19 protein-coding genes are annotated in these 26,621 nt (G+C 72.8%); 9 read left to right on the top strand and 10 right to left on the bottom strand.

Annotation, left to right across the window (positions count from 1 at the left end; translation table 11 throughout):
* The first annotated feature begins 116 nt into the window (after window positions 1–116).
* From ACF07B_RS15010 to ACF07B_RS15000, 3 genes are all read left to right on the top strand, one after another.
* Complete coding sequence (locus tag ACF07B_RS15010) at window positions 117–1,100, top strand: SMI1/KNR4 family protein (RefSeq protein WP_369486458.1); 984 nt, start codon at window positions 117–119, stop codon at window positions 1,098–1,100.
* A gap of 7 nt (window positions 1,101–1,107) precedes the next feature.
* Window positions 1,108–3,921, top strand: coding sequence for an SUKH-4 family immunity protein (locus ACF07B_RS15005; protein ID WP_392179269.1), 2,814 nt, complete (start codon window positions 1,108–1,110; stop codon window positions 3,919–3,921).
* A gap of 270 nt (window positions 3,922–4,191) precedes the next feature.
* Window positions 4,192–5,079, top strand: a complete 888-nt coding sequence (locus ACF07B_RS15000; protein ID WP_392179268.1) for a cellulose-binding protein — start codon at window positions 4,192–4,194, stop codon at window positions 5,077–5,079.
* A gap of 56 nt (window positions 5,080–5,135) precedes the next feature.
* Here the strand turns inward: ACF07B_RS15000 and ACF07B_RS14995 are convergent, their stop codons facing one another.
* From ACF07B_RS14995 to ACF07B_RS14985, 3 genes are all read right to left on the bottom strand, one after another.
* Window positions 5,136–6,770: a cation acetate symporter gene (locus tag ACF07B_RS14995; protein WP_362408848.1), complete on the bottom strand. Its 1,635-nt coding sequence runs from the start codon at window positions 6,768–6,770 to the stop codon at window positions 5,136–5,138.
* On the bottom strand, window positions 6,767–7,351 hold the full coding sequence (locus ACF07B_RS14990; protein ID WP_369484880.1) for a DUF485 domain-containing protein: 585 nt from the start codon (window positions 7,349–7,351) through the stop codon (window positions 6,767–6,769). The genes ACF07B_RS14995 and ACF07B_RS14990 overlap by 4 nt, the downstream gene beginning before the upstream one ends.
* Before the next feature lie 401 nt (window positions 7,352–7,752).
* The gene (locus tag ACF07B_RS14985; RefSeq protein WP_392179267.1) at window positions 7,753–9,300 is read right to left on the bottom strand and encodes an MFS transporter; all 1,548 of its coding nucleotides are present in this window, start codon (window positions 9,298–9,300) and stop codon (window positions 7,753–7,755) included.
* Between the two features lie 428 nt (window positions 9,301–9,728).
* Here ACF07B_RS14985 and ACF07B_RS14980 point away from each other — a divergent pair, with 428 nt between their 5' ends.
* From ACF07B_RS14980 to mfd, 3 genes are all read left to right on the top strand, one after another.
* Window positions 9,729–10,517: an ABC transporter ATP-binding protein gene (locus ACF07B_RS14980; RefSeq protein WP_369484878.1), complete on the top strand. Its 789-nt coding sequence runs from the start codon at window positions 9,729–9,731 to the stop codon at window positions 10,515–10,517.
* Window positions 10,514–13,093, top strand: coding sequence for an ABC transporter permease (locus ACF07B_RS14975; RefSeq protein ID WP_369484877.1), 2,580 nt, complete (start codon window positions 10,514–10,516; stop codon window positions 13,091–13,093). Before ACF07B_RS14980 ends, ACF07B_RS14975 begins: the two co-directional genes overlap by 4 nt.
* A gap of 290 nt (window positions 13,094–13,383) precedes the next feature.
* Window positions 13,384–16,935, top strand: coding sequence for a transcription-repair coupling factor (gene mfd, locus ACF07B_RS14970; RefSeq protein ID WP_392179266.1), 3,552 nt, complete (start codon window positions 13,384–13,386; stop codon window positions 16,933–16,935).
* A gap of 146 nt (window positions 16,936–17,081) precedes the next feature.
* Here mfd and ACF07B_RS14965 read toward each other — a convergent pair whose 3' ends face one another.
* Entirely contained in the window at window positions 17,082–17,672 is a 591-nt protein-coding gene (locus ACF07B_RS14965; RefSeq protein ID WP_384233284.1) for a TetR/AcrR family transcriptional regulator, read from the bottom strand.
* A gap of 106 nt (window positions 17,673–17,778) precedes the next feature.
* On the opposite strand from ACF07B_RS14965, the gene ACF07B_RS14960 reads away from it, so the two are divergent.
* Window positions 17,779–18,723: a hypothetical protein gene (locus ACF07B_RS14960; RefSeq protein ID WP_392179265.1), complete on the top strand. Its 945-nt coding sequence runs from the start codon at window positions 17,779–17,781 to the stop codon at window positions 18,721–18,723.
* A gap of 107 nt (window positions 18,724–18,830) precedes the next feature.
* Here ACF07B_RS14960 and ACF07B_RS14955 read toward each other — a convergent pair whose 3' ends face one another.
* Window positions 18,831–19,022, bottom strand: a complete 192-nt coding sequence (locus ACF07B_RS14955; protein WP_326787312.1) for an Rv0909 family putative TA system antitoxin — start codon at window positions 19,020–19,022, stop codon at window positions 18,831–18,833.
* Between the two features lie 160 nt (window positions 19,023–19,182).
* Between ACF07B_RS14955 and ACF07B_RS14950 the strand changes: the two genes are divergently transcribed.
* Window positions 19,183–19,914 carry an HNH endonuclease family protein gene (locus tag ACF07B_RS14950; protein WP_392179264.1) on the top strand — a complete coding sequence of 244 codons (732 nt, stop codon included), beginning with the start codon at window positions 19,183–19,185 and terminating at the stop codon, window positions 19,912–19,914.
* Between the two features lie 100 nt (window positions 19,915–20,014).
* Here ACF07B_RS14950 and ACF07B_RS14945 read toward each other — a convergent pair whose 3' ends face one another.
* The 5 genes from ACF07B_RS14945 to ACF07B_RS14925 all read right to left on the bottom strand — a co-directional run bounded on the left by ACF07B_RS14945 (window position 20,015) and on the right by ACF07B_RS14925 (window position 24,091).
* Complete coding sequence (locus tag ACF07B_RS14945; protein ID WP_392179263.1) at window positions 20,015–21,355, bottom strand: hypothetical protein; 1,341 nt, start codon at window positions 21,353–21,355, stop codon at window positions 20,015–20,017.
* Between the two features lie 132 nt (window positions 21,356–21,487).
* The gene (locus ACF07B_RS14940) at window positions 21,488–22,024 is read right to left on the bottom strand and encodes a hypothetical protein (protein WP_392179262.1); all 537 of its coding nucleotides are present in this window, start codon (window positions 22,022–22,024) and stop codon (window positions 21,488–21,490) included.
* 296 nt (window positions 22,025–22,320) lie between these two features.
* Window positions 22,321–22,683, bottom strand: a complete 363-nt coding sequence (locus tag ACF07B_RS14935) for a hypothetical protein (RefSeq protein WP_392179261.1) — start codon at window positions 22,681–22,683, stop codon at window positions 22,321–22,323.
* Window positions 22,684–22,771: 88 nt separating this feature from the next.
* Entirely contained in the window at window positions 22,772–23,491 is a 720-nt protein-coding gene (locus ACF07B_RS14930) for a hypothetical protein (RefSeq protein ID WP_392179260.1), read from the bottom strand.
* A gap of 168 nt (window positions 23,492–23,659) precedes the next feature.
* Window positions 23,660–24,091, bottom strand: coding sequence for a hypothetical protein (locus ACF07B_RS14925; protein ID WP_392179259.1), 432 nt, complete (start codon window positions 24,089–24,091; stop codon window positions 23,660–23,662).
* Window positions 24,092–24,291: 200 nt separating this feature from the next.
* Here ACF07B_RS14925 and ACF07B_RS14920 point away from each other — a divergent pair, with 200 nt between their 5' ends.
* Complete coding sequence (locus ACF07B_RS14920; RefSeq protein ID WP_392179258.1) at window positions 24,292–26,544, top strand: N-6 DNA methylase; 2,253 nt, start codon at window positions 24,292–24,294, stop codon at window positions 26,542–26,544.
* Window positions 26,545–26,621: the final 77 nt, after the last annotated feature.

Here is a 26,621-nt window from a genome sequence, read left to right as displayed (position 1 = left end):
CGGGGTGACGGCTGGTCACGGAACCGGAGGCCCGGTGACCGGTGCCGTACAACCGAATAGGCTGTCGACATCCGCGCTCCATCCAGCTACTGAAGACGCCGCAGGGGGCAACCGTCATGACGAGTCGGCTCGGGCAACAAGCCGCGCCGCCGAACGCGGCCTACGCCGGGCAAGTCGTGCACTTCCCGGATCCGGTCCGGGCGGCGCGCCATCCCAGAGGTGTACGGATCGACGAGCGCGGTTATCCCGACTTCTCGCTCTACGCGCGTGCCGCGGCGGAGATCGCCGAGCCCCCGGAGGGGTTCGGTGTCGACGAGTTGAGGCTGACGGACTACGTCTCCGCGAACGCCGCGCTCGCCGCTTCCGGACACGATCTGTGGGACACGATTCCCTCGGTGGCGACTCCGCACGGCTGGACCTGGCACCACGTGGCGGACACCCGGCGCCTGGAGCTGGTGCCGGTCGAGGTGAAGGCGCTGCTGCGGCATCACGGTGGCGTCGCGACCGCGGCCGTCGACCATTCCAAGCGGGGGACGCGACCGTTGCAGGAGACGCGGCCCGCGCACTTCGGGCTGCCGAAGTCGTCGGTCGCGGTCACCGAGCAGCAGGTGCTGGCCGTCGAGGAGGACCTCGGTTACCGGCTGCCCGGCGCCTACCGGTCGTTCCTGAAGGCGGCGGGCGGGTGCGCGCCGGTCGGTGCCGCGCTCGACGCCGAGCTCGGACTGCTCGTGGACCAGCCGCTGTTCACCGTGCGCGACGAGGCCGCGGTCAACGACCTGGTGTACGTCAACAAGTGCCTGCGCGACCATCTGACCAAGGACTACCTGGGTGTCGGGTTCGTGCAGGGCGGTCTGCTGGCCGTGAAGGTGAAGGGCGACCGGATCGGTTCGGTCTGGTTCTGCGCGTTCGACGACGTCCGTGACCAGGACGCGTGGCCGGCGGCCGAGCGGGTGCAGCGGCTGCTGCTGCCGTGCGGTGACGACTTCGACCAGTTCCTGTCCCGGCTCGCGGGCAATCCGCCCGAGTTGGAGACGGTGGCGAACCTGATGGTGGACGGCGGCTTCGCGCACGCCGTGCCCGTCTCTTCGGTGGGGGAGTGACGTTGCGATGGTGACCTTCGCACAGGCGCAGGAGCGCGCCGAGGAGTGGATCAACGGGGACGTGGCCGGGTACCAGCACCGCGAGGTGCGGGTACGCGAGTTCGAACTCGGTTTCGTCGTATGGGCTGAGGACCGCGCCGAGGGGCCGCGTTCCGACGGGGGCGCGCAGCGGCTCGTCATCGCCCGCGACAGCGGGGAGGCCACGCTGTGGCCCGCGCTGCCGGTGGGTGAGGTCATCCGCCGGTACGAGGAGGAGTACGGGGTGCCCGCGGGGGCCCCCGATCCGGCGCCGGCGCCCGCGGCGCGGGTCGACCTGAACCAGACGTCGTTCCTGCTCAGTCCGCCGGAGTGGCTTCAGGAGGCCGCGGACAGGATGGGCATCCCGGACCGGCGTGCCGGGTCGGGATCGTCCGGCTCCGACGGAGCGGGGTCCCGTCCGGCCGCCGCCTCCTCGGCGGGCGGTTCCGCGAACGGGGCCGCCGGGAGCGGGAGTTCACTTTCCGGTGCGCAGGGCGATTCAGGGGAGCACGGAGTCACGGCCGCGCCGGGCGCGCACGCCGCTTCCCCGGCCGTCGCGCCGGGCGCGCCTTCCTCGCCGGGCTCCGCCGCTCCGGTACCGGGTGTGCCGCCGGTTCCCGCCGTGTCCACGCCGTGGCCGGACGCCGCGACCGACGACGAGGTCCCCGGACCCCGGGACGCGAGTCCGCCCGTTCCCGCCGACGCGACCCCGTGGGCGGGGACGGACACGAACGCCGATCCCGGCGACGACCGTTCCGTACCGCTGCCGGCGACCGTGTTCGCGCCGCAGCTGACGGATGTCGACGACTCGCGCACCCCGCCGCCGGCCGCCGCGCACGATCAGACCGCCATGATGTCCGGTGGCAGCAGGCTCCCGCGCACCACGCTGGCGCCCGTGGCCGCCGACCCGAACTCTCCGGCGCCGTCCGGCACTTCGTCGGGCCACGGCCTGCCGGGCGCCTCGGCCTACGCCTCTCCGCAGGGCCCTGGCGCGGGTCAGGCCACTCCGCCGCCCGGCGCCCCGGCCGCTCCGGGTGCCCCCGGCACGCCGCCGTCGGCCGTGCCGTCGCGGCCGCTGCCCCCGAACGCGGGTGACATCGCCGACGCCGCCACCAGCAAGGCGCAGCCGCCCCGAGCGGCGCGCGGCGCGGGCACTCCGCCTCCGCCGAGCGCCCCGGGTCTGCCGGGCGCGCGCCCGGGCAGTACGCCTCCGCCGCCCGGACCGGGCGCCCCGGGTGCCCCCGCGGGCGGCTATGTGCCGACGCAGCTCGTCTCGCAGCTCGGGCCGGACGGGCCCGGGGGAGCGCCCGGCGCGCCCCAGCCGCCCGGCGCCACGCCTCCGCCGCCGGGTGCCACGCCCCCTCCGGGCGGTGTCCACCATGCCGCGACGATGCTGGCCGGGCCCGCGGTGGGCGGCCCCGGAGCGCCGCAGCCCCCGGGTGCCCCCGGGGCGCCCTGGCAGCAGGCCGGTCCCGGTGTGCCGGCCCCGCCGGGCGCCACGCCCGCCGGTGGAGCGCACCATGCCGCGACGATGTTCGCCCCTCCGGCCGGAGGCCCCGGCGCGCCGCAGCCTCCGGGTGTGCCGGGCGCGCCCGGCGTTCCGGGGGGTACGCCCTCCGGTGAGGTGCACCACGCGGCGACGATGTTCGCCCCTCCGGCCGGAGGTCCTGGCGCGCCGCAGCCTCCGCAGGCTCACGGCATGCCGCCGGGTGCTCCTCAGCCGCTGCCCGGACAGCAGCCCGTACCGGGACAGCCCCTGCCGGGACAGCCCCTGCCGGGACAGCCCCTGCCGGGACAGCAGCCGGCGTACGGCTATCCGCAGACGGGGCAGCCGACCGTCGGACCCGGCTATCAGGCCGTGCTGCGCTACCGCGCCCATGACGGGTCCGAGCAGCAGCTGATCCGGCGGTCCGCTCCGGGGACACCGCACCCGGAGTGGCAGATCCTGCACGAGCTGCGCGCGATGAACGTGCCGCCGCAGCAAGTGCTGGAGCTGCACACGGAGTTGGAGTCCTGTGAGCTGCCGGGCGCGTACTGCGCGCGGATGATCAGGGAGACCTTCCCGCAGGCGCGGATCACGAGCATCGCGCCGTACGGCACGGATCACGCGAGCCGGCAGCAGGGAATGCACCAACTGCTCGCGCATCAGGGCGAGTTGCACCAGGTCGCGGACGGGCCGGCGCGTCCGGCACCGGTGCGGGCGCCGATTCCGCCGGTGCAGCCCGCGCCGCCGATCCCGCCGGAGGCGATCGCGCAGGAGCTGGCGGCGGCGTTCGGGCCGGGGGTGTTCCGGTTCGACCACGCGGCCGTGTCGCGGCAGGGTGTGCCGCCGATCGTGGCGCACACCCTGGTCGTGGCCGGGCTGCCGGTCGACATGGGCCCGTTCTTCTGGGCGCAGGCCCAGCCGGGCCGTCCGGTGCCGACCCTCGCCGAACTGGCGCAGGAGCGCGGGGTGGCGGCGTCCCACGACGCGGGCTCGTACCTCGTCATGGGCAGCGACTTCGGCAAGGCGATCTGTGTCCAGTACGGCACGGCGAACATCGTCGCCGTGCCGGTGGAGGCCGGTCCCGGGGGTGCTCCGGTGCCGCCGCAGTTCGTGAACACCGGTCTGCCCGAGTTCGCGCGCTGTCTGGCGCTGCTCGGCCGGATGTGGCGGCTGCGGTTCGGCCTCAACCAGGAGCAGGCGGGCCGCTGGACGGTCGACTTCCAGGCCCAGCTCGCCGCGCTCGACCCGGCGGCCCTGGCCTCCCCGGAGAGCTGGTGGTCGGTCCTGCTGGAGGAGATGTGGGACGGGCTGCTCTAGAGGCGGCCTCCCGGAACACCGCGGGACAGGCAGGACAGCCAGGACAGGCAGGACAACGGCGGTAAGGACGAGGCGCTCGGCCCGGGTCACGGGTCGGGCGCCTCGTTCGTGCGCGCGGACCGGGCGCCGCTGACCTCGAATGACACGCCGGTGACCCGTCTCCGGCCGAATGGGCGGGCGGAGTGTCGCGTTATGAACACTTCCGCGTGATCCATCAAGATGTGCGCGAAATCGTCTTTTCGTGTGTGTCGGGCGGAGAGGGGTCCAAGGATGAGCAGCACACCGGTGTCGCCGTACGGCTTCGTGGCTGTACGGGGACGCGGCTACCGTCCCGAACAGGTCGACGCGTACGCCGCGGCGCTCTCCCGGGACCGGGACGCCGCCTGGGAGCGGGCCGCCCGGCTCACCGTGCTGGCGAGGGACATGGAGGCCGAGGCGGAACGGCTGCGGGAGGCCGTGACGCGGCTGGCCCCGCAGACGTACGAGGAACTCGGCGAGCGGGCGCGGCGGATCTTCGAGCTCGGCGAGCAGGAGGCCGGGGCCCTGCGGGAGGAGGCCCGCCAGGAGGCCCGGTCGGAGGCCGAGGCGGCCGAGGCGGTGGGGCGTGACGTGCGGGAGGCGGCGCAGGCGTACGCCGACGAGGTGCGCTCGGCGGCGGAGGAGTGGGCCCTGCGGCGGCTGGCCGACGCGCGAGCCGAGGCCGACGAGGTACGTGTCTCCGCGCGGCGGGACATCAAGGAGAACCGGGGGAAGGTGCTCACGGTGCTGCGCGAGGTGCGGCGGCGGACGGAGGTCCTTCTCGCCGGGCAGGAGACGGAGCACGCCGCGCGGCGGGCGGAGTTCGAGCGGGCCGCCGCCGAACGCGAGGCCGCGTCCGAGGCCGGGCTGCTCGACCGCGAGGCACGGGCCGCCGAGTCGCTCGCCCGGGCCGAACGGGTCCTCGCGGAGGCGCGGGAGGGGGACCGGCACCAACAGGAGGACGCGGCGGCGCGCGCGGCCGGTCTGGTCGCCGAGGCCCGGGTCAGTGAGGAGCGGATCGCCCGGGAGACCGATCGGGTGCTGCGGGAGCACGCGGAGCAGTGGGATCACGTACGGGCCCATATGGACCACGTACGGAGCAGTCTCACGTCGCTCACCGGGCGCGCCCCGGCGGAGTAGCCGGCACCGGGCCGTCGCCTCGGCCGGTTCTCACCGCGCCGTCGTCCCGTCCGGCTTCATCGCCCCCGGCGTATCGCCCCCGCCAGGATCCACCCCTCCACCGCCTCGTACTGCTTGCGCTGTTCGCCCGCCTTGCGGCGGCCCGAGACCACCGTTCCGATCCACCCGTAGGCGAACCCCAGCGGGATCGACACGATGCCGGTCGTGGTGAACGGGAACCAGTTGAAGTCGGCGTTCGGGAACGCGGCGGTGGGGGAGCCGGAGACGAGGTTCGTGCCGGGCATGAGGACGAGGACGGTCAGGGTGCCGCCGATGAGGGTGGCGAGGAGGCCCGCGCGGGTGTAGCGGCGCCAGAAGAGGCCGTAGACCAGTGCGGGCGCGATCGCGGAGGCGCCCAGACAGAAGGAGAGGGTGACCAGCGGCTGAAGGCTGTGATGCTGGACGAGGGTGGCGAGCAGGATGGCCGGTGCCCCCACCGCCAGCGCGGAGATGCGGGCGAGGAGCATCTCGCGGCGCGGGGAGAGCTGGTCGTCGCGGCGGCGGCCGCGGAAGAGCCGGCTGTGGGCGAACATGTCGTGGGCGAGGGAGTTGGCGCAGGCCAGGATCATCCCGGCGACGGACGCGAGCAGCGTGAGGAAGATCGCTGTCGTCACGGTGGTGAACAGGAGGGTCTCGGCCGCGGAGACGGAGGTGCCGAAGGCCGCCCGGGAGCCCAGCAGATAGGCCGTGTTGCCCTGGGGATCGGCCGCGGCGATCACGTCACGGCCGATCAGGGCCGTGGCGCCGAAGCCGATGACGCTGACGATCAGGACGAACAGGGCCACGCACGGCACCGCCCAGGACAGCGACCTGCGCACCTGGCGGGCGCTGTCCGCCGTGTACATGCGCATGGTGATGTGGGGGAGGCAGGCGCCGCCGAGGACGACCGTCAGCTCCGAGGTGATCATGTCGAGGCGGGGGCTGGCACCGCCGGCGAACTGGAGGCCGGAGCGGAGGTAGGCGTCGCCCACCCCGCTGTTGCCGGCGGCGGCGGCCAGCAGGGTGCCGGGGTTCCAGTCGAAGCGCTGAAGCACGAGTACGGCGATCACCGTGCCCGAGCCGAGCAGCATCACGATCTTCAGGATCTGGATGAGGGCGGTGCCCTTCATGCCGCCGATCGCCGCGTAGCTGATCATCAGCGCACCGAGGCCGATGACGCAGCCGGTCTTCAGGGAGTCGGCGGAGAAGCCGAGGATGAAGGCCAGCAGGTCTCCCGCGCCCGCCAGTTGGACCAGCATCAGCGGCAGCAGCGCCACGACGGTCACCGCGCAGGCCGTGTTGCGGACGGCGCGGCCCGGCATACGGCGTGCGAGCGCGTCGCCCATCGTGAACCGGCCCGCGTTGCGCAGCGGTTCGGCCAGCAGGAACATCAGCAGCACCAGGGACAGGGCCGTGCTCAGGGCGAGGACCACGCCGTCGTAGCCGGCCAGCGCGATGACGCCGCCGGTGCCGAGCACGCTCGCGGCGGAGATGTAGTCCCCGGCGATGGCGAGGCCGTTGCGCATCGGGGAGAGCGATCCGTAGCCGGTGTAGAACTCGTCGAGGTCGTCGCGGTCCGGGCCGGTCATCACGCACAGCAGCAGGGTGATGGTCGCGACGGCCGTGAACGCCACGAGCGACATGGTCTGTGCGGAAGTGGTGAACCCCGTCATCGTGCCGCCTCCCGCTTCGCGTCGAGTTCGCTCTGTCTGCGGATCCGGTCCGCGATCGGGTCGAGGCGCCGGCGCGCCGAGTGCTCGTACAGAGCGATGGCCAGGCAGGTGACGGGGACCTGGAGCAGGCCGAGCAGGAGGCCGGTCGACAGTCCGCCGGACACCGTGCTCGTCATCAGCGAGGGCGCGAAGGCCGACAGGATGAGGAAGAGGGTGAAGTAGCCGAGGGCGGTGAGGGTCGCGACGCGGCGCTGACGGCGGTAGGCACCGCGCAGGCGTCTGATGTCGCTGTGCTGTCCGAGGGGCTGGTGGCGCGGCCTGCGCGGTCGCTCGGGCTCGGGAGGCCGGGGCCGGGGCTGCCAGGGGTAGGTCAGCCGGCCGGGGTCGGGGGCCGGGTCGGAGCCGGGCGGAGGGTATCCGGGGTGGCCGGCGTCCTCCGGGTCCTCCGGGTACGGCGGGTACGGCTGGTACAGGGGTGCTCGCGGGAACGGGGACTGGGGCGGGGGCGGTGGATAGGGGCTGTGGTGCGGTTGTTGCCGGCGTGGCCGGGGGTGCTCGGGGGACGAGAACGCGTCGGGCATCCCGGTTCTCCTTGCGTGGCTCGGGTCCGGGGCGGGACCGCAGGGAGCGGGGGGTGAGCAGCGCGCACGCTACTCGTAGGTAGTGGGGCCGCGCGACCCTTTCGCCGAACTGGGCGGTCGGTACGCGCTTACTTCGGTGACCTGGGGTGTTACCCGCGTTTACCTGTGGAGTTCTCCTGGAGCAGCCCTGGAGGTTCTCCGGTTTTCGCGTGGGGAAGCGGGTGCCGGGCGGAGGGCTGGGGTGGGTCCCGTGGGTGGGGCGGGGCCGTGCCGGTGCATCAGCCCGTCGCCGTTGGTGAGGCGTGGGCGTCGGTGGCGACGGGCTTCGATGTACCGGCACGTCCCCTTCCGCCTGATTTCGGCTGCGGGTGCGCGGGGTCGCCGAGGACCGGCGGCCGGGGTCAGTCCGTGGGGTCGTCGAGGACCGGGAAGCGGCGCGGCGCGACGAACAGCAGGACCAGGAAGGCGAGGGCGGCGGCACCGGCGGCGCCCAGATAGACGGCGTGGACCGCGTCGGCGACCGCGCTCCGCAACGGTCCGGCCGGAGCACCCGAGTTCAGTGCCCGGGTCACCGCGTCGAGATCGCCGGCACCGCCGAGCCGCGCGGCCAGCACCCCGTTGGCGACGGCGCCGAACAGGGCGGCTCCGAGGGTCTGTCCGGTCTGCCGGCAGAACAGGACGGAGGCGGTGGTCGTCCCGCGTTCGGCCCATCCGACGGTGGACTGGACGCCGATGATCAGGGGGAGCTGGAAGAGTCCGAGCGCGCCGCCCAGCAGCAGCATCAGCACGACGGGCTGCCACGCCTCGCCCGGGTAGGGCAGGAAGGGGAAGGCGAGCAGGAGCAGGCCCGCCGCGCCGATGCCGAGCACGGCCGTGTCGCGGAAGCCGATGCGGCGGTAGACATGCTGGCTCAGCGCCGCCGACAGCGGCCAGCTCAACGTCCATACGGAGAGCACGAATCCGGCGGCGACCGGGGCGAGGCCGAGGACCGCCTGCGCGTAGGTGGGCAGGAAGACCGTGGGCGCGACCATGAGCAGGCCCAGCGCCCCGAGCGCCAGGTTGACCGCGGCGATCGTCCGGCGGCGCCACACCCAGCCCGGGATGATCGGTTCGGCGGCCCGCCGCTCCACGGCCACGACGACGGCGAGCAGGCACGCTCCCGCCGCGAACAGGGCGATCGAGGGGGCCGAGAGCCAGTCCCAGGCGACACCGCCCTGCACCAGCGCGGTCAGCAGGACACCGCCGCAGGCGAACACGGCGAGGGCGCCCGCCCAGTCGATGCGCGGCCGCCGGTCCGGGGCGGCCCGCCGCGGTTCGCGCAGATGACGGGTGATCAGCCACAGCGCGAGAGCGCCGACCGGCAGGTTGATGAGGAAGATCCACCGCCAGTCGGCGTACGTCGCGAGGACTCCGCCCAGGGCGGGACCCGCGACGGCCGACGTCGCCCACACGGTGGACAGCTTGGCCTGGATCTTCGGGCGTTCCGCGAGCGGGTACAGGTCGGCGGCGAGCGTCTGCACGGTGCCCTGGAGGGCGCCGCCGCCCAGGCCCTGGACGACGCGGAAGGCGATGAGCGCGGCCATGTTCCAGGCGCCGGCGCAGAGCAGCGAGCCGAGGAGGAAGAGCGAGGCGCCCGCCACGAGGACCGGTTTGCGGCCGAAGGTGTCGGAGAGCTTTCCGTAGACGGGGAGCGTGACCGTGACGGCCAGCAGGTAGCCCGAGAACAGCCAGGAGAAGACCGAGAAGCCGCCGAGGTCGCCGACGATCTGCGGGACGGCGGTGGACACGACGGTGGAGTCGAGCGCGGCGAGCCCCATCGCCAGCATGAGCGCGGCGACGACGGCGCGCCGCCGCCGGGTCTCGGCCCGGCCCGGGCGGGCGGCGTGCTCCCGTACGACCGGTGTCCCGGTGTCGCCCTCGCCCACGGGATTCCTTCCCCCTGCATCCATCTGCCGTTGCCAGCTTCCCACTTGAGCCTCACGTCGGGGGAGGGTGGAGGCTGTGTGGGCCCAGGGGTGGACCCGACCCCGAGGGGTTGTCCACCGGAGGGTGGAGAACCCCTAGGGGGATCTCCGTACCAGGGCTCGGGGAGGGTTCGTCCCGTCGGAGGATGAGACGGGCCGAAGCCGTTCTTAACCTGGTCTTACGTCGTCGGGGGCGCCCTCCGGTCGGACGAACCGCACCGGTGGGGGTGGGGTTTTCCCCAGCAGAAGACGGGGCCGTGCACCAGCGCGGCCGACCCCCTCACGGCACCAGACTTGAGGACGTGGCCGGCGCACCGCGTCCGAACAGCGCGGACCTCCGCGGCCCGTCGCACCCGCTCGCAGACTTTCGCAGCCCGGCAGGTCCCCCTGCCGGCCGACTTAGGAGACATACCGTGACATCGGCTGTAAGCATTCCCAGGCACGAGGGCACTGGAGGGCGTACGGCCGTCGCCGCGCGGGCGCGACAGGTCGTCAAGGCGTACGGGTCCGGGGAGACCCGCGTCGTCGCCCTCGACCAGGTCGACGTGGACATCGCGCGGGGCCGGTTCACCGCGATCATGGGCCCCTCGGGGTCCGGCAAGTCCACTCTGATGCACTGCCTCGCCGGACTCGACACCGTCACCTCCGGCCAGATCTTCCTCGACGAGACCGAGATCACCGGGCTCAAGGACAAGAAGCTGACGCAGCTGCGCCGGGACCGGATCGGCTTCATCTTCCAGGCCTTCAACCTGCTGCCGACGCTGAACGCCCTGGAGAACATCACGCTCCCGATGGACATCGCGGGCCGCAAGCCCGACCGGGCCTGGCTGAACCAGGTCGTGGAGACCGTCGGACTCGGCGACCGGCTCAAGCACCGCCCGACCCAGCTCTCCGGCGGCCAGCAGCAGCGCGTCGCGGTGGCGCGGGCCCTGGCGGCCCGGCCCGAGATCATCTTCGGCGACGAGCCGACCGGAAACCTCGACTCCCGGGCCGGCGCCGAGGTGCTGGGCTTCCTGCGGCGCTCGGTGGACGACCTGGGCCAGACCATCGTGATGGTCACGCACGACCCGGTCGCGGCCTCGTACGCGGACCGTGTGCTGTATCTCGCGGACGGCAGGATCGTCGACGAGATGCACCAGCCGACGGCCGATCAGGTCCTGGACCGCATGAAGGACTTCGACTCCCGCGGGCGGACGTCATGACCGTCCTCAAGACCTCGATGCGCAACTTCTTCGCGCACAAGGGACGCATGGCCCTGTCGGCCGTCGCCGTCCTGCTGTCGGTGGCCTTCGTCTGCGGGACGCTCGTGTTCAGCGACACGATGAACACGACGTTCGACAAGCTGTTCGCGGCCACCTCCTCCGATGTGACCGTGAGCGCGAAGAGCGCCTCGGACACCGGTGAGACGACGTCCGGCAACGGCAGACCGCCGGTCATGCCCGCCTCGGTGCTCGACCAGGTGCGGTCGGCGCCGGGCGTGAAGTCGGCCGAGGGCGCGGTCTTCTCCAGCGCCGTGACCGTCGTCGACGCCGACAAGGACAACCTGTCGCCCTCCAGCGGCGCGCCCACCATCGTCGGCAGCTGGAACGCCAACGAGGCCCGCACGATGAAGGTCACCTCCGGTGCGGCGCCCAGGGGTTCCGGTCAGGTGATGGTCGACGAGGACACCGCCGACAAGCACCACCTGAAACTCGGTGACGAGATCGGCGTGATCAGCGCGGTCGGCACGCACACCGCGAAGATCTCCGGCATCGCGCACTTCACCGTCACCAACCCCGGCGCGGCCATCTTCTACCTGGACACGCCGACCGCCCAGAAGACGCTCGTCGGGCAGACCGGCGTCTACACCAACGTGAACGTCACCGCCGCCGCCGGAGTCGGCGACGCCCGGCTCAAGCAGGACGTGAAGGCCGCGACCGGCGGCCACTACAAGGTGCAGACCGCCAAGGAGACCGCCGACGCCAACAGCCAGGACGTGAGCGGCTTCCTGGACGTCATGAAGTACGCGATGCTCGGCTTCGCCGGGATCGCCTTCCTGGTCGGCATCTTCCTGATCATCAACACCTTCTCGATGCTCGTCGCCCAGCGCACCCGCGAGATCGGTCTGATGCGGGCCATCGGCTCCAGCCGCAAGCAGGTCAACCGCTCGGTCCTGATCGAGGCACTGCTCCTCGGCACGGTCGGCTCCGTCCTCGGTGTCGGCGCGGGCATCGGCATCGCCGTCGGCCTGATGAAGCTCATGGGCATGACCGGCATGAACCTGTCCACCGACGACCTGACGGTGGCCTGGACGACCCCGGTGATCGGCATGGTGCTCGGCATCGTCGTCACGGTCCTGGCGGCCTATCTGCCCGCCCGCCGGGCCGGCAAGGTCTCCCCGATGGCCGCCCTGCGCGACGCCGGCGCCCCGGCCGACGCGAAGGCCGGAGTCGTACGGGCCGTGCTCGGTCTGCTCCTCACCGGCGCCGGCGGCCTCGGCCTCTACCTCGCCGCCGGCGCCACCAAGGCGAGCGAGGGCTCCATGTGGCTCGGCCTCGGCGTGGTGCTCAGCCTGCTCGGGTTCGTCGTCATCGGCCCGCTGCTCGCGAGCGGCGTGGTGCGCGTCCTGGGCGCGGTCCTGCTGCGGGCGTTCGGCCCGGTGGGACGCCTGGCCGAACGCAACGCCCTGCGCAACCCCCGCCGCACCGGCGCCACCGGCGCCGCCCTCATGATCGGTCTCGCGCTGGTCGCCTGCCTGTCGGTGGTCGGCTCCTCCATGGTCGCCTCCGCGACCGACGAGCTCGACAAAACCGTCGGCACCGACTTCATCATCCAGAACGACGGCGGTCAGCCGATCACCCCGCAGGCCGCGCAGGCCGTGAAGAAGACGCCGGGGCTGTCCCGGGTCACCGAGTACCGGGTCACCGAGGGTGACTACACCACCCCCGACGGCAAGACGCTCAAGAACACCGACATCACGGCGGCCGACCCGTCGTACGCCACCGACCTGCGGACCAAGACCGTCGCCGGCGACCTGAAGGACGCCTACCTGCCGGACTCGATGTCCGTGCACGACAAGTTCGCCAAGGACCACGACATCCACCTCGGGTCGAAGATCAAGGTCGCCTTCAAGGACGGCGCCACCGCGAACCTGACGGTCCGCGCCATCACCAGCAGCGACGCCGTCATCGACAAGGGCTCGAAGTACATCTCCACCGCCACGCTCGCCAAGTACGTGCCGGCCGACAAGATGCCGCTGGACGAGCTGGTCTTCGCCTCGGCCAAGGACGGACAGCAGGACAGCGCGTACAAGGCCCTGAAGTCCTCCCTGCACGACTACCCGCAGTACCAGGTCCGCGACCAGACCGACTACAAGCAGGCCATGAAGGACCAGATCGGGCAGCTCCTGAACCTGATCTACGGCCTGCTGGCCCTCGCGATCATCGTCGCGGTCCTCGGTGTGGTGAACACCCTCGCCCTGTCCGTGGTCGAGCGCACCAGGGAGATCGGTCTGATGCGGGCCATCGGCCTCTCGCGCCGCCAGCTGCGCCGCATGATCCGTATGGAGTCGGTGGTCATCGCCCTCTTCGGCGCGCTGCTCGGCCTCGGCCTGGGCATGGGCTGGGGCGCCACCGCCCAGCGGCTCCTGGCCCTGGAGGGACTGAAGGTCCTGGACATCCCCTGGCCGACCATCATCGGGGTCTTCGTCGGATCGGCCTTCGTGGGCCTGTTCGCCGCCCTGATCCCGGCGTTCCGGGCGGGCCGGATGAACGTACTGAACGCGATCGCCACCGAGTAGGACCGGTCCCGGCCGTTCGGCGGGCGGTCGAAGGGGTCACCGCGTACGGGGGTCGCGGTGGCCCCGGAGGGCCCGGTCCGAGGAGAACACTCTCCTCGGACCGGGCCCGCCGCGCGTCGGGCCCGCCGCGCGTCCGGGGCGGGCCGGGTGACGGGCCGCCGCCCCGGAGCGGGGTGGGCCCTCGCGGACGGTCACGCGTGGGCGGGCGCGGAGTCGTAGGCTGGAGGACCCCGGCCCGTCCCACGTGTCGGGCGTCTCGCGTTGCCCACTCCCCGGGATGGAAGCCCTTCATGAGCCTGCACGGTCTGCTCGACGCCGTCGTCAAGGACGCCGCCCTCACGGAGGCGGTGAGGGCCGCCGCCGACGGCAACCGGATGCATGTCGACCTGGTCGGCCCACCGGCGGCACGCCCGTTCGCCGTCGCCGCGCTCGCCCGCGAGACCGGCCGTACGGTACTGGCGGTCACGGCCACCGGCCGTGAGGCCGAGGACCTGGCCGCCGCACTGCGCTCCCTGCTCCCGCCGGACGGCGTCGCGGAGTACCCCTCGTGGGAGACGCTGCCCCACGAGCGGCTCTCACCCCGCTCCGACACCGTCGGGCGGCGCCTCGCCATCCTGCGGCGCCTCTCCCACTCGCGCCCCGACGACCCCGAGACCGGCCCGGTCTCCGTCGTCGTGGCTCCCATCCGCTCGGTCCTCCAGCCGCAGGTCAAGGGCCTGGGCGACCTGGAACCCGTCGTCCTGCGCACCGGAGTGACCGCCGACCTGGGCGAGACCGTCGAGGCGCTCGCGGCAGCCGCCTACTCCCGCGTCGAACTCGTGGAGAAGCGCGGCGAGTTCGCCGTCCGCGGCGGCATCCTGGACGTCTTCCCGCCCACCGAGGAGCACCCGCTGCGGGTGGAGTTCTGGGGCGACGACGTCGAGGAGATCCGCTACTTCAAGATCGCGGACCAGCGCTCGCTGGAGGTCGCCGAGCACGGCCTGTGGGCCCCGCCCTGCCGCGAACTGCTGCTCACGGAGGATGTCCGGGCGCGGGCCGAGGCCCTCGCCGAGGCCCACCCGGAGCTGGGCGAACTCCTCGGCAAGATCGCCGAGGGCATCGCCGTGGAAGGCATGGAATCGCTCGCCCCGGTCCTCGTCGACGACATGGAACTGCTGCTCGACGTCCTGCCCGAGGGCGCGATGACCGTCGTGTGCGATCCGGAGCGGGTTCGGACCCGGGCCTCGGACCTGGTCGCGACCTCGCAGGAGTTCCTCCAGGCGTCCTGGGCGGCGACGGCCGGGGGCGGCGAGGCACCCATCGACGTCGGCGCGGCCTCCCTGTGGTCCATCGCGGACGTACGGGACCGGGCGCGCGAGCTGGACATGATGTGGTGGTCGGTGTCGCCGTTCGCCGCCGACGAGGAGCTCACGGACGCCTATGCCGGCGGCGTGGGGGACACCCTCAAGCTGGGGATGCACGCCCCCGAGACCTACCGCGGCGACACCGCCCGCGCGCTCGCCGACACCAAGGGCTGGCTGGCCGAGGGCTGGCACACGGTCTACGTCACCGAGGCGCACGGCCCGGCGGCCCGCACCGTCGAGGTGCTGGGCGGCGAGGGCATCGCCGCCCGCCTGGACATCGACCTCACCGGGCTCGGCCCCTCCGTCGTGCACGTGGCGTGCGGCTCCATCGACTACGGCTTCGTCGACCCGGCGCTGCGGCTCGCCGTCCTGACGGAGACCGACCTCTCCGGCCAGAAGGCGGCGGGCAAGGACGGCGCCAGGATGCCGGCCCGCCGCCGCAAGACGATCGACCCGCTGACCCTGGAGACCGGCGACTACATCGTCCACGAACAGCACGGTGTCGGCCGCTACATCGAGATGGTGCAGCGCACGGTCCAGACCGCGACCCGCGAGTACCTGGTCGTCGAGTACGCCCCCGCCAAGCGCGGCCAGCCCGGCGACCGCCTCTACATCCCCACCGACCAGCTGGAGCAGATCACCAAGTACGTCGGCGGCGAGGCCCCGACGATGCACCGCCTGGGCGGCGCCGACTGGACCAAGACCAAGGCCCGCGCCAAGAAGGCGGTCAAGGAGATCGCCGCGGACCTGATCAAGCTGTACTCGGCGCGGATGGCGGCCCCGGGCCACGCGTTCGGCGCCGACACGCCCTGGCAGCGCGAGCTGGAGGACGCCTTCCCCTACGCGGAGACGCCCGACCAGCTCACCACGATCGCCGAGGTCAAGGAGGACATGGAGAAGACGGTCCCGATGGACCGCCTGATCTGCGGCGACGTCGGCTACGGCAAGACGGAGATCGCGGTCCGCGCCGCGTTCAAGGCGGTGCAGGACGGCAAACAGGTCGCGGTCCTGGTCCCCACCACCCTGCTCGTGCAGCAGCACTTCGGCACCTTCTCCGAGCGCTACTCGCAGTTCCCCGTGAACGTCCGCGCCCTGTCCCGCTTCCAGACGGACACCGAGGCCAAGGCGGTCCTGGAGGGCTTGCGCGAGGGCTCGGTGGACCTCGTCATCGGCACCCACCGCCTGTTCTCCTCGGAGACCAAGTTCAAGGACCTGGGCCTGGTCATCGTCGACGAGGAGCAGCGCTTCGGCGTCGAGCACAAGGAGCAGCTCAAGAAGCTCCGTGCCAACGTCGACGTCCTCACGATGTCCGCCACCCCCATTCCCCGTACGCTCGAAATGGCGGTCACGGGCATCCGGGAGATGTCCACGATCACCACCCCGCCGGAGGAGCGGCACCCGGTGCTGACCTTCGTCGGCCCGTACGAGGAGAAGCAGATCGGCGCGGCGATCCGCCGTGAACTGCTGCGCGAGGGCCAGGTCTTCTACATCCACAACCGGGTCGAGTCCATCGACCGGGCGGCCGCCCGTCTCAGGGAGATCGTCCCGGAGGCTCGGATCGCCACGGCCCACGGCCAGATGGGGGAGCAGGCGCTGGAGCAGGTGGTCGTCGACTTCTGGGAGAAGAGGTTCGACGTGCTGGTCTCGACGACGATCGTCGAGTCGGGCATCGACATCTCGAACGCCAACACGCTGATCGTGGAGCGCGGCGACAACTTCGGCCTGTCGCAGCTCCACCAGCTCCGCGGCCGGGTCGGCCGCGGCCGGGAACGCGGCTACGCCTACTTCCTGTATCCGCCGGAGAAGCCCCTCACGGAGACGGCCCACGAGCGGCTCGCGACGATCGCCCAGCACACCGAGATGGGCGCGGGCATGTACGTGGCGATGAAGGACCTGGAGATCCGCGGCGCGGGCAATTTGCTCGGCGGCGAGCAGTCGGGTCACATCGCGGGCGTCGGCTTCGACCTGTACGTCCGCATGGTGGGCGAGGCGGTCGCGGACTACCGCGCCTCCCTGGAGGGCGGTGTGGAGGAGGAGCCGCCGCTGGAGGTCAAGATCGAGCTTCCGGTCGACGCGCATGTCCCGCACGAGTACGCGCCGGGCGAGCGGCTGCGTCTCCAGGCGTACCGGTCCATCGCCTCCGCGAACACGGAGGAGGACGTCAAGGCCGTACGCGAGGAACTCGTCGACCGCTACGGCAAGCTCCCGGAGCCGGTCGAGAACCTGCTCCTGGTGGCGGGCCTGCGGATGCTCGCGCGGGCCTGCGGGGTCGGCGAGATCGTCCTCCAGGGCAACAACGTCCGCTTCGCGCCGGTGGAGTTGAGGGAGTCCCAGGAGCTGCGTCTGAAGCGCCTGTATCCGGGGACCGTCATCAAGCCGACGGCCCACCAGGTCCTCGTCCCGCGCCCGAAGACCGCGAAGGTCGGCGGAAGGCCGCTGGTGGGACGGGAACTGCTCGGCTGGACCGGGGAGTTCCTGGCCTCGATCCTGGGTTCGTGACGACCGGAGGCCCTTCCGCTCCCCGCCACGGCCGGGGAGCGGAAGGGCCTCCGGGCTGCCGGGCCGCGCGGATCAGGGCTGGGCGGCTCCGCGTCGCGCGGATGAGGGACGGGCGGTCCCGCGGTGCGCCGATGAGGGCTGCCGGCTCAGGGCTGCCGGGGTCGGAACAGCATGCCCGTCAGGGCGTGGAAGACCTCTTCGGCGTCCTGCTCGCCCACCTGGCCGTCCAGGTTGTGGCTGACCAGGAGGGTGGCGAAGCCGTGGGCGAGGGACCAGGCCGCGATGCCGGCGAGGCGGGTGTCGGGGCCGCGGCCCTCCGCGGGGAGCGCGGACACGGCGGCCCGCAGCCGCCCGCCGGCGAGCGTCCGGGCCGTCGTGAGCTCCAGGTCGTCCTCCCGGAGCAGCTCCGGGGAGAACATGACCTGGAAGTGGGCGGGATGCTCCCGCGCGAAGCGTACGTAGCGCACGCCCGCCTCGCGCAGGTCCCCGGCGTCGTCGAGCGCGGTCGCCAGGAGCCCGAAGCCCTCCGCGGCGATGGCGGTGAGCAGCCCGACGCGGTCCTTGAAGTGGTGCGCCGGGGCGGCGTGCGAGACACCCGCGCGGCGGGCCAGGTCGCGCAGGCTGACCGCGGAGGGCCCCTCGGCGGCGATGACGTCGAGAGCGGCGCCGAGGATGGCGCGGCGCAGGTCCCCGTGGTGATAGGGACGCGCTGAGCCGCTGGTCTTCGCGGGATTCATGACAGCAGCCTACGCCCGATCTAGTCGTTGACAAGTTCGGGCGGCCGGGGCAATCTTGTCAGTGTCAAGTTGTGGAGCGTGTCGATACGTGACGAGGGGTGGAGTCATGTCCGGGAACGTGAGCGGGACGACGAGGGCCGGCGGACCGGGCGCCGCGGGCGAAGGGGGCGCGCCGGCGGACGGCGCGGGCGTCGACCTCGGGCAGGTGCGCCGGCTCTGGCATCTGCTGGAGCCCCTGCACGCCGTGCTGTACTACGCGCCGGAGGCCTTCGAGGAAGCGGCGGCGCTCGGCTACGGGACCGAGGAGCGCTGGCCCGGCTACTTCCCTTACCGTGCGGCGCCGTTGGGGGCCGTCGGCGGCCGGCGGGTGGCCTCCGCCTTCTACAGCTTCAGCCCGCGCATGGTGGGCGAACACATCGACTCCGCCTGGCGCGTGGCGAGTCCGGAGCGGGTGCTCGCCGCGCGGGAGCGGGCCGTCGACCGGGCCTACCGCGCGATACTCGGCGACCGTGCCGACAGTTCCGAGCTGACCGAGGCCGCAGCGCTGGCCCGCCGGGCCGCCGAGGCGGCCGACACCGCAGGCCGTCAGCTCGCCGCGGCCAACGCCGAGTTGCCCTGGCCCGAGGCCCCGCATCTCCAGCTGTGGCACGCGGCGACGATCCTGCGCGAGCACCGCGGTGACGGTCACCTGGCCGCCCTGCTGGTCGCGGGCCTGGATCCGGCCGAATCGCTGGTGTCCTTCGCGGCGATAGGCGCGGCCTCCGTGGAGCGTTTCGAGAGCCGTGGCTGGAGCCCGCGGGAATGGGCCGCGGCCAGGGACCGCCTGACCGCGCGGGGCCTGGTCGACGAGGACGGCATCGCCACGGAGGCCGGACAGGAGCTGCGCCGCCGCGTCGAGGACCACACCGACCGCCTCGCCGCCGCCCCCTGGCACTCGCTCGGCCCGGACGCCGTCGCCCGCCTCGCCGAGCTGCTCGGCGAGTTCTGGGTGGCGGTGCTGGGCTCGGGACTGCTGCCGTCGGAGACGACGCTGGGGATCGGGAAGGTCTGAACCGTCCGGACAGCCGCGACGGGGGCGGTCGACGACTGCGGCCCCACCCGGCGGGGATGCCGTGGTGGGGCTCGGGTCGGAGGGGAGGATTTCCCGGATCGGTCCGGCTATGACTGTGGGGGCCGGTCGCGGTCGCGGTCCATGCCCATCGCGCCTTCGGCCTTCTGCTGCGCGTCGTCGACCTTGTCCGTGTATTTGTCGCCGGTCTTCTTGTTGACCTGCTTCTCGGCGGCGTCGGACATGTCCGATGCTTTGTCCTGTGCCGCCCGGTTGCTCTTGAACTTGTCGAAGATGCCCATCCAGAGCTCCTTCCGGGGTGACTCACGACCGACGATACGCCCGGCGTGCGCCTCTTGCCCATTGATGACCGGTATGGCTGGGGAATGCCGGCCACTACCGTGGGCAGACGGGAATCACGTCCGATCGGGACGGACCGGGGAGGCGAAGGGGAGGGACGTCGTGCTGCGTCCGAGGAGTGGGGCGGCGGCTGCCGCGTTGGTGGTGCTCGTCATCGGTGCCGGAGCCAGTGGCTGCAAGAAGGACGCCCTGGGTTCGGCGGGGCCGCAGGAGACGGCGGGCGGCGCCGGTGGTGCCGCGCTCACCGCCGTGGACTCGCTGGCGGTCAAGGGGCGCGCGCCCAAGACCGGGTACAGCAGGGAGCGGTTCGGCACGGCCTGGGCCGACACCGACGCGAACTCGTGCGACACCCGTGACGACATCCTCAAGCGGGACCTGAAAGAGGTGAAGTTCAGCGACGGCACGTGCAAGGTGTCCCGTGGGGTCCTCGAACCCGATCCGTACGGCGGCAAGGACGTCACCTTCGTCCGTGGCCGCAGCCTCGTCGACATCGACCACCTCGTCGCGCTCTCGGACGCCTGGCAGAAGGGCGCCAAATACTGGGACGCGAGCAAGCGGATAGCGCTGGCCAACGACCCGCTCAACCTCCGTGCCGTCGGCGCGAGCGCCAACCGCAGCAAGGGTGACGGCGACACCGCGACCTGGCTCCCGCCGAACAAGGCGTACCGCTGCACGTATGTCGCCGCGCAGGTGGCGGTCAAGAAGAAGTACGGGCTCTGGGTCACCGGCGCCGAGAAGGCGGCCATGAAGAAGGTGCTGGGCGGCTGCCCCGGCCAGAAGCTCCCCTCGGGCGGCAATCCGACGCAGGCGCCGAAGAGGTTCCACGCGCAGTGATGTGAGGGGGCGTCGGCCCGTCGACGGCGGGGTCGTGACGGGTCCCGCGGAGGCGCGGTCCACGGAAGGGGGCGAGCCGTCGCCCGCCCCCTCGCGGCCGTCAGACGGACGGGTTGACCACGACGTCGGCCGAGTTGTTCGTGGGGTCCGGGTCGAAGGCCAGGGACGCGCCGCCGGCGTAGGACCGTGCGACGACGCGGCCCGTCGCGTCGGGGACGACCCGGTCGACGCGCAGCTCGAACGGGAAGCTGACGTCCAGGTCGGGCGTGGTCCACGTCGGCAGGGTGCAGACGTAGTGGACGACGTCCGGGGCGTCGCCCGGTGCCCTGGTGGTGCGGCAGGTGCGGGGCACGGACGTGGCGGTGGTGCCTTCCGGGAGGTAGAAGTCGATCGCGACGAGCGGGTCACCTGAGGTCACGTCACCGACCCAGGCCGGGCCGTGGTTGACGAAGCGGAAGGCGGTGGTGACGGTGTCGCCGGCCGCGCCGCTCACCTCGGTGCCCTTCACGGCGAAGTCGGCCGTGTTGTCGGCGTCGATGTGCCAGGTGCGGCTGTTGTCCGAGCTGTCGAGGTCGACGGTGGCCTCGTCGGCGGGCTGGACGCCGTAGTCGATCCGCTCGTGCAGCGCGTGGCCGGTGACGGCGAGCCGCAACGGCTCCGGCAGTTCCACGGTGGCGCCGGGCGGGACATCGGTGTCGAAGGAGCAGGCCACGTACGTGAACCCGCCGTCCAGTCCGGTGTAGGTGCACTGCGGGTAGCGGGTGGTGATGTCGAGGCCGTACGTCACCCACATCGACACCGTGAAGCCGTGCGCGGTCTCGTTGCCGGTGTTGGTGACGGAGAACGGCACGGTCAGGCTGCTGCCGGGCGCGACGCCGGTGACGTCCTTGGCGGCGCTGACGCCGAGGTCGGCGCCGGACCCGACGGTGACGAGGGTCCTCGCGGAGCCGCTCGGGGCGACGAGCGTGCCGTCGGGGCCGCCGGTGGCCTCGGCGGAGTACTCGATCGCGCCCTGCGCTCCCATGGCGGCCTCGGCGTCGGCCCGCACCGAGAGCCGCACCGTCGGGCTGTAGCGGTTCGGCACGTTCCCGGTGTCGCACACGGCGACGGTTCCGGCCTCGTCCGGTGCGCAGTTGTCGGGCCAGGCCACCTCGGCGACCCCGGCGAGCCCGGAGACGTCGACGGTCAGCCGCCCGTCGGTCACGGTGGTGGCGCGGTCGGAGTGGACCAGACCGATGTCCAGCGTCCGGTACCGCGTCGTGCCACCCTCCGGAGCGATGGTGGCCGTCGCGTCCCGCGGTGCCCGGATTCCCAGCTCGTCGCTCCGTGCCGTACCTCCGGCGACCGCGACCCCGCTCCCGAGCCCGGTGAGGACCAAGGCCCCCACGGCTCCGACACATAACCCGCGACGCATTACATGTCCGACGGACAGAGAACTCATGGCATCTCCCGGATGGGCGGCGGTGACCCCGGCGAAGTGATCATCGCCGGACGGGAGTTCGACTCCATGTCGGGGTGGAAGGTTGTAGACGAGGGCGATGTTGTGCCGGGGCCGCCGACGGGCCCGGCGCTCTCAGCCGAGTCCGGCCGCGGCCGCTTCGTACTGTGCCGCCTGCTTCGGGGTGAGATAGCGGGAGACGCGTACGAGGACCGAGCCGTGGACGTAGTCGTATTCGTCCAGGGCCGGTGAGGACTTGGCGATCCCGCGGAGGTACTCGGCGCGCGCCCTGGCGTCCGACGCGTCGGCGAACAGCTCCACGGCGCCGCCGCGTTCGACGGCCCCGGGGTCCGCGCCGGTCACCTGGGAAGCCTGCACCCAGCTGTCCGAGAAGGTGACCTTGGACGTGTACTCGCCGGGGCGGCCGAGCAGGTGGTTCGGGTCGTTCTCCGCCGTGACGGTATCCGTGAGAGCGGCCGTCCGGACCTTGGCGGACAGGGCCTGGAACACGCCGTGCGCGGTGGGCCGGCCGACGGTACGCGTGCTTGCCCTGTCGGGTTCGCGCGCGTCGGCCGGGGAGTGCGAGGGTGCGTTGCCGCACGCGGTCAGGAGGGTCAGCAGGGCGACGACGGGCGCGACGGCCGACGCGGCGGCGGAGGTGGTTCTGTGCATGCGGGAGATGCTGACGTCCACACCGTCGCGGTGTGTCTGTGTAGCGGACTTGTGACGCGGTGTTCCCCTGACCGGATCCGCGTTCGACCTTCTTCACGGAAAACAGCCGGGCTGGCCCGTCGGCCGCGGCGAACCCGCGGCGGATCAGGGGCATCAGCTCGTCGGCCGTCCCCGGGAAGCGCCGGACCGGTGTGGCCGCGAGCGGGAGGCCACCGGGGCACCCGGCGGGGGACCGTGTTCGCGGCACCCGGCGGCGGCCGGCCGCCCGGGGCCTCGGTCCCCACGTGCTGCCGGTGTCAGCGCAGGTAAGGGTTGCCCGCCGCCTGGCCCGGCCAGGGGGCATGGCCCGCGCCGGTCAGGGCGTTCCGCGGAGTGAGTCTGTCGAACAGCGGGCCCGCCAGCAGCCACACGGCCAGGGCCAGGGTGCCGAGGACGACCAAGCCCAAGGTCGCCTCGCCCTTGCCCGTCGGGAGGCTCACCAACGACAGGAACCCCACCTCGTACAGCACGAACGAGGCGAAGGCGCCCCAGTCGGACCCTCGCCCCCGGCGGATCGCCACGTACAGGAAAGGCACCCACACCAGCAGGCCGAACGATCCGACCGCCAGAACCGACCACGCCAGCCGCTGGAACCAGCCGGCTTCCACGCGCTTGTCCATCACACCCCCGAACTACCCCGTGAACCCCCGAGAGGATTCCCGGGCCCCCGAGAAACGACTCGGGGGCGCCATGTTCCCATCCGGCGGGTCACGCGTGCTCGTGTTCGGCCTTCAGTGAGGTCACGATCCGGGCGGTCAGCTTCTTCGCCGTGGCCGCGCCGTTGTCGTGTCCGTCCGTGGACAGCACCGTCACGACGTCCGTCCCGGACCGCGCGGCGATCAGCGTCGACCCGTTCTGCCACGCGCTGTTGGTCAGGGTGATCGTGTAGGCCGCGTCGCCGAGACCGGTGGTGTCGGCCCCGACGACCTTCACCTTGGTGTGCGTGTCCGCGTCGGTGTAGGTGGCGCAGGCGGCGACGGCCTTCTTCAGGTTCTCCATCACCTTCGCCGCGGTCGTACCGCGGAAGGTGTCGATCTCCTGGGCGATGTCCTCGGACGTGTTCTTGCTGATGTAGTCGTTCTGGGCGAAGGAGACACCCGAGTCGCCAGTGATCGAGATCCAGCTGGTACCACCGAGCAGCGTGCAGTCGGGCTTCGCCGCGGGGGAGGAGCTCGGCGCCGTGTACATGGTGCCGGAGTCCCGCGCGCCCTTCGGGTCGACAGCGAAACCGTCGGCGAAGAAGGAGGCGGGCGCCAGGGCCTTCTTGAGCCGCGCGCCCGTCAGCAGACCGGCGTTGGGATCCTGGGACGGCTTCTTCGCCGTGGCGGACGAGGCCGAGGTGCCGGTCGCGGAGGAGCAGGCCGTCAGAGCGAGCGGGAGCACGGCGGCGGCGAGCAGCGCCTTGGCCGCGCGAGAGGGATGACGCATCGGGATCTGTCCTTCGAAGGTGAGGTCGGAACGGGCGGGTGCCCGTGTCCGGGTGGGACGTTCGGTCGGCGGGGACGGGAAGACGACGGGCGGTCCTACGACCGCCGGTCAGCCGGTGACGGGGCCGCGACGGCCGGTCGGCCATCGGGCGGGGCCTACGGCTGCCGGTCAGCCGGTCTTCTTCCAGTCCCCGCAGCCGGACGTCGTGAAGTAGGTGTCGTGGGCGCTGATCGTGACGACGGCCGTGCCGGTGACGTCGCCTTCCGCGACGGGCGAGCGCAGGCCGTGACCGGCGTCCTCGGCGCGTTTCCAGTGGCAGGAGCCGTCGGTGTTGCCGGTGGTGCGATAGGTGCCGGGCTCGACGTCCGGGCCGACCCGGAAGTCGCCGTTCCCCGCGAACGCGGCCTTCCCCTTTTCGGCCGCGTCGGCCGGGCCGGGGCGCTGCCGGATGCCCGGCCGCGGAGACGTGGAGACCGAAGAGCCCCTGTCGGGGCCGCCGTTCGTGCGGCCATGGCCGCGGCTGTTGCCGTCGGCGTTCGCCGCGACGACACCGATGACGACGAGGCCCACAGTGGCACTCAGCGCGGCCCTGCCCTTCATCCCCACGACCGTTCCCCTCCCCGCGGCGGACGCCTCGACGGCGGCCGTTCGTTCGCTGGGTCAATAAGACCAGAGGCTGTGAATCGAGTCAACACGGTTCACGCAAACTCTTGTGTTCACGGTGTGAACGGGTAGATCTTGCCTGCGTCGGTATGCTCGATGCCACACAGGGACGAGTCGGGACGAGGGGAGCGGAGCGAGTGCAGGACAACGCGACCGAGGTGACCGCCGCCGGAATCGCACGGCTGGCCGGCGTCGGCCGCGCGGCCGTGAGCAACTGGCGCCGTCGGCACGCCGATTTCCCCAAGCCGGTCGGCGGCACGGAGACCAGCCCGTCGTTCGCCCTTGCCGAGGTCGAGGCCTGGCTGCGTCAGCAGGGAAAACTCGCCGAAGTGCCCCTGCGGGAACGCGTCTGGCAGCAACTCGTCGGCCACCCCGAGGGCCCGGCCACCGCACTCACCCATGCCGGCTGCGTGCTGCTGCTCATCCATGAGCGGCCGACGGTCTGGCTGGAGGCGGGCGCCGGCTCCGACGAGCGTCTCGCCGCGCTGTTGCCGACCGCGCTGGAACAGGCGATCACCCCCCGGTTCGGCCGGATGCGAGGGGACCGGGTTGTTCACACCGAGGCGGACTCGGCGCCCCCGTCGACTGTGAACCGACCGGCGACCGTGAACGCGCCGGGAGCCGATCCTGATCCAGGGCGATCGGCGACCCCGCACGCCCCTGTCGGCCCCGCGGTCCCCGTCAACCCTGCCGGCCCCGCGGTCCCCGCCAACCCGGTCGACCCCGTGGTGCCCGCCCCCGCACCCCCCGCCCCCTCGGCCACCTCCGCGGTGCACCTCCCCACCGGCCCCCAGCTGCTCCCCTCCGTCCCCCTCCTCCGCGGCGTGGCCGAGCTCGCCGCCGAGCTGGGCGCCCGGCAGACCTTCGAGTTCCTGCTCGGACGGCACCTCGACGCCAACCCGCGCCAGTACACGCCCACCCCCACCGAACTCGCCCGCCTCATGGCCGACCTCGGCGGCCCCGCCCGTACCGTCCTCGACCCGGCCTGCGGCACCGGCGCCCTGCTGCGCGCCCTCGACGCCGTCCCCGGTCAGGAGCTCCACGCCCAGGACAGCGCCCCCGAACTCGCCGCGCTCACCGCGCTGCGGCTCGCCCTGCACGGCCGGGCCACCGTGCGCGCGGCCGTCGGCGACACCCTGCGCGCCGACGCCTTCCCGCGGCTGCGCGCCGACACCGTCCTGTGCCACCCCCCGTTCAACGAACGCAACTGGGGGCACGACGAACTGGCCTACGACCCCCGGTGGGAGTACGGCTTCCCGGCCCGTGCCGAGTCCGAGCTGGCCTGGGTGCAGCACGCGCTGGCCCGGCTGCGGGACGGCGGCACCGCGGTCCTGCTCATGCCGCCCGCCACCGCCTCCCGCCGTTCCGGCCGCCGTATCCGCGCCGACCTGCTGCGCCGCGGCGCGCTGCGGGCCGTCGTCGCGCTGCCGGTCGGTGCGGCGGCCCCGTACAACATTCCCCTGCACCTGTGGGTGCTGCGCCGGCCCGAGAGGGCGCCCGGCCGGCCCGAGGTGCTGCTCGCCGACGCCGGGCAGTTCGCCGGCGAGGGGCGCGGCGGTCCCGACTGGGGGGCCGTCAGGGACGTCGTGCTCGACGCCTGGCGGGCCCACGACCGGGACGGCACCCTCCAGGAGCGCCCCGGTCTGGCGCGTTCCGTGCCCGTCATCGAGCTCCTCGACGACGACGTCGACCTCGCCCCGGCCCGCCATCTCCCGCCCCCGGCGGCGGCCGACGGCGCCGAACAGCTCGCGGCCGTACGTGAGTGCCTCGACGAGACGCTGCGGCTCGTCACCGGTCTCGCCCCCTCCTCCGCCGCGACGGCGCAGCCCGCCCGCTGGCCGCTCACCACCGTCGGCGAACTCGCCCGCGGGAGCGCCCTGGTGATGCGCACGGGCGGGAACGGCGGCCCCACGCGGGTGCCTGTTCTTACCGACCACGACGTGCTCGCCGGCACCGGCCCCACGGGGACCCTGCCCGGGAGCGACGAGGAAGCCGTGCTGACGGAGGCGGGCGACGTGGTCGTGCCGGTGCTCGGCGGCGGCTCGGTGGTCCGGGTGATCGACGGCATGACGGCGGGCGCCGTCCTGGGGCGCAACCTCGTGCTCCTGCACCCCGATCCCGGGGCGCTCGACCCGTGGTTCCTCGCCGGGTTCCTGCGGGGCACCGCCAACAACCGCCAGGCCAGCAGTTACGCGTCCACCGCCACCCGCCTCGACGTGCGCCGGCTGCAACTGCCCCGGCTCCCGCTGGACGAACAGCGGCGCTACGGCGCCCGGTTCCGCGCGCTCGACGAGTTCGAACGGGCGCTCGGGCACGCGGGCCGGCTCGGGGACCAGCTCGTACGCGGCCTGTACGACGGGCTGACGGACGGGACGGTGCCCCCGGGCTGAGGCGCCGCGCGCCCCGTGCGGCCTGTGCGGCCCGCGCGCCCTCCCGCGCCCCGCGAGCTCCGCCCGTCGCCCCGGGC

It is taken from the genome of Streptomyces sp. NPDC015532 (genome assembly GCF_043078065.1).
GTDB lineage: Bacteria > Actinomycetota > Actinomycetes > Streptomycetales > Streptomycetaceae > Streptomyces.
Note: the sequence above shows the minus strand (reverse complement) of the source record. Positions and strands in the feature narration are given on the sequence as shown.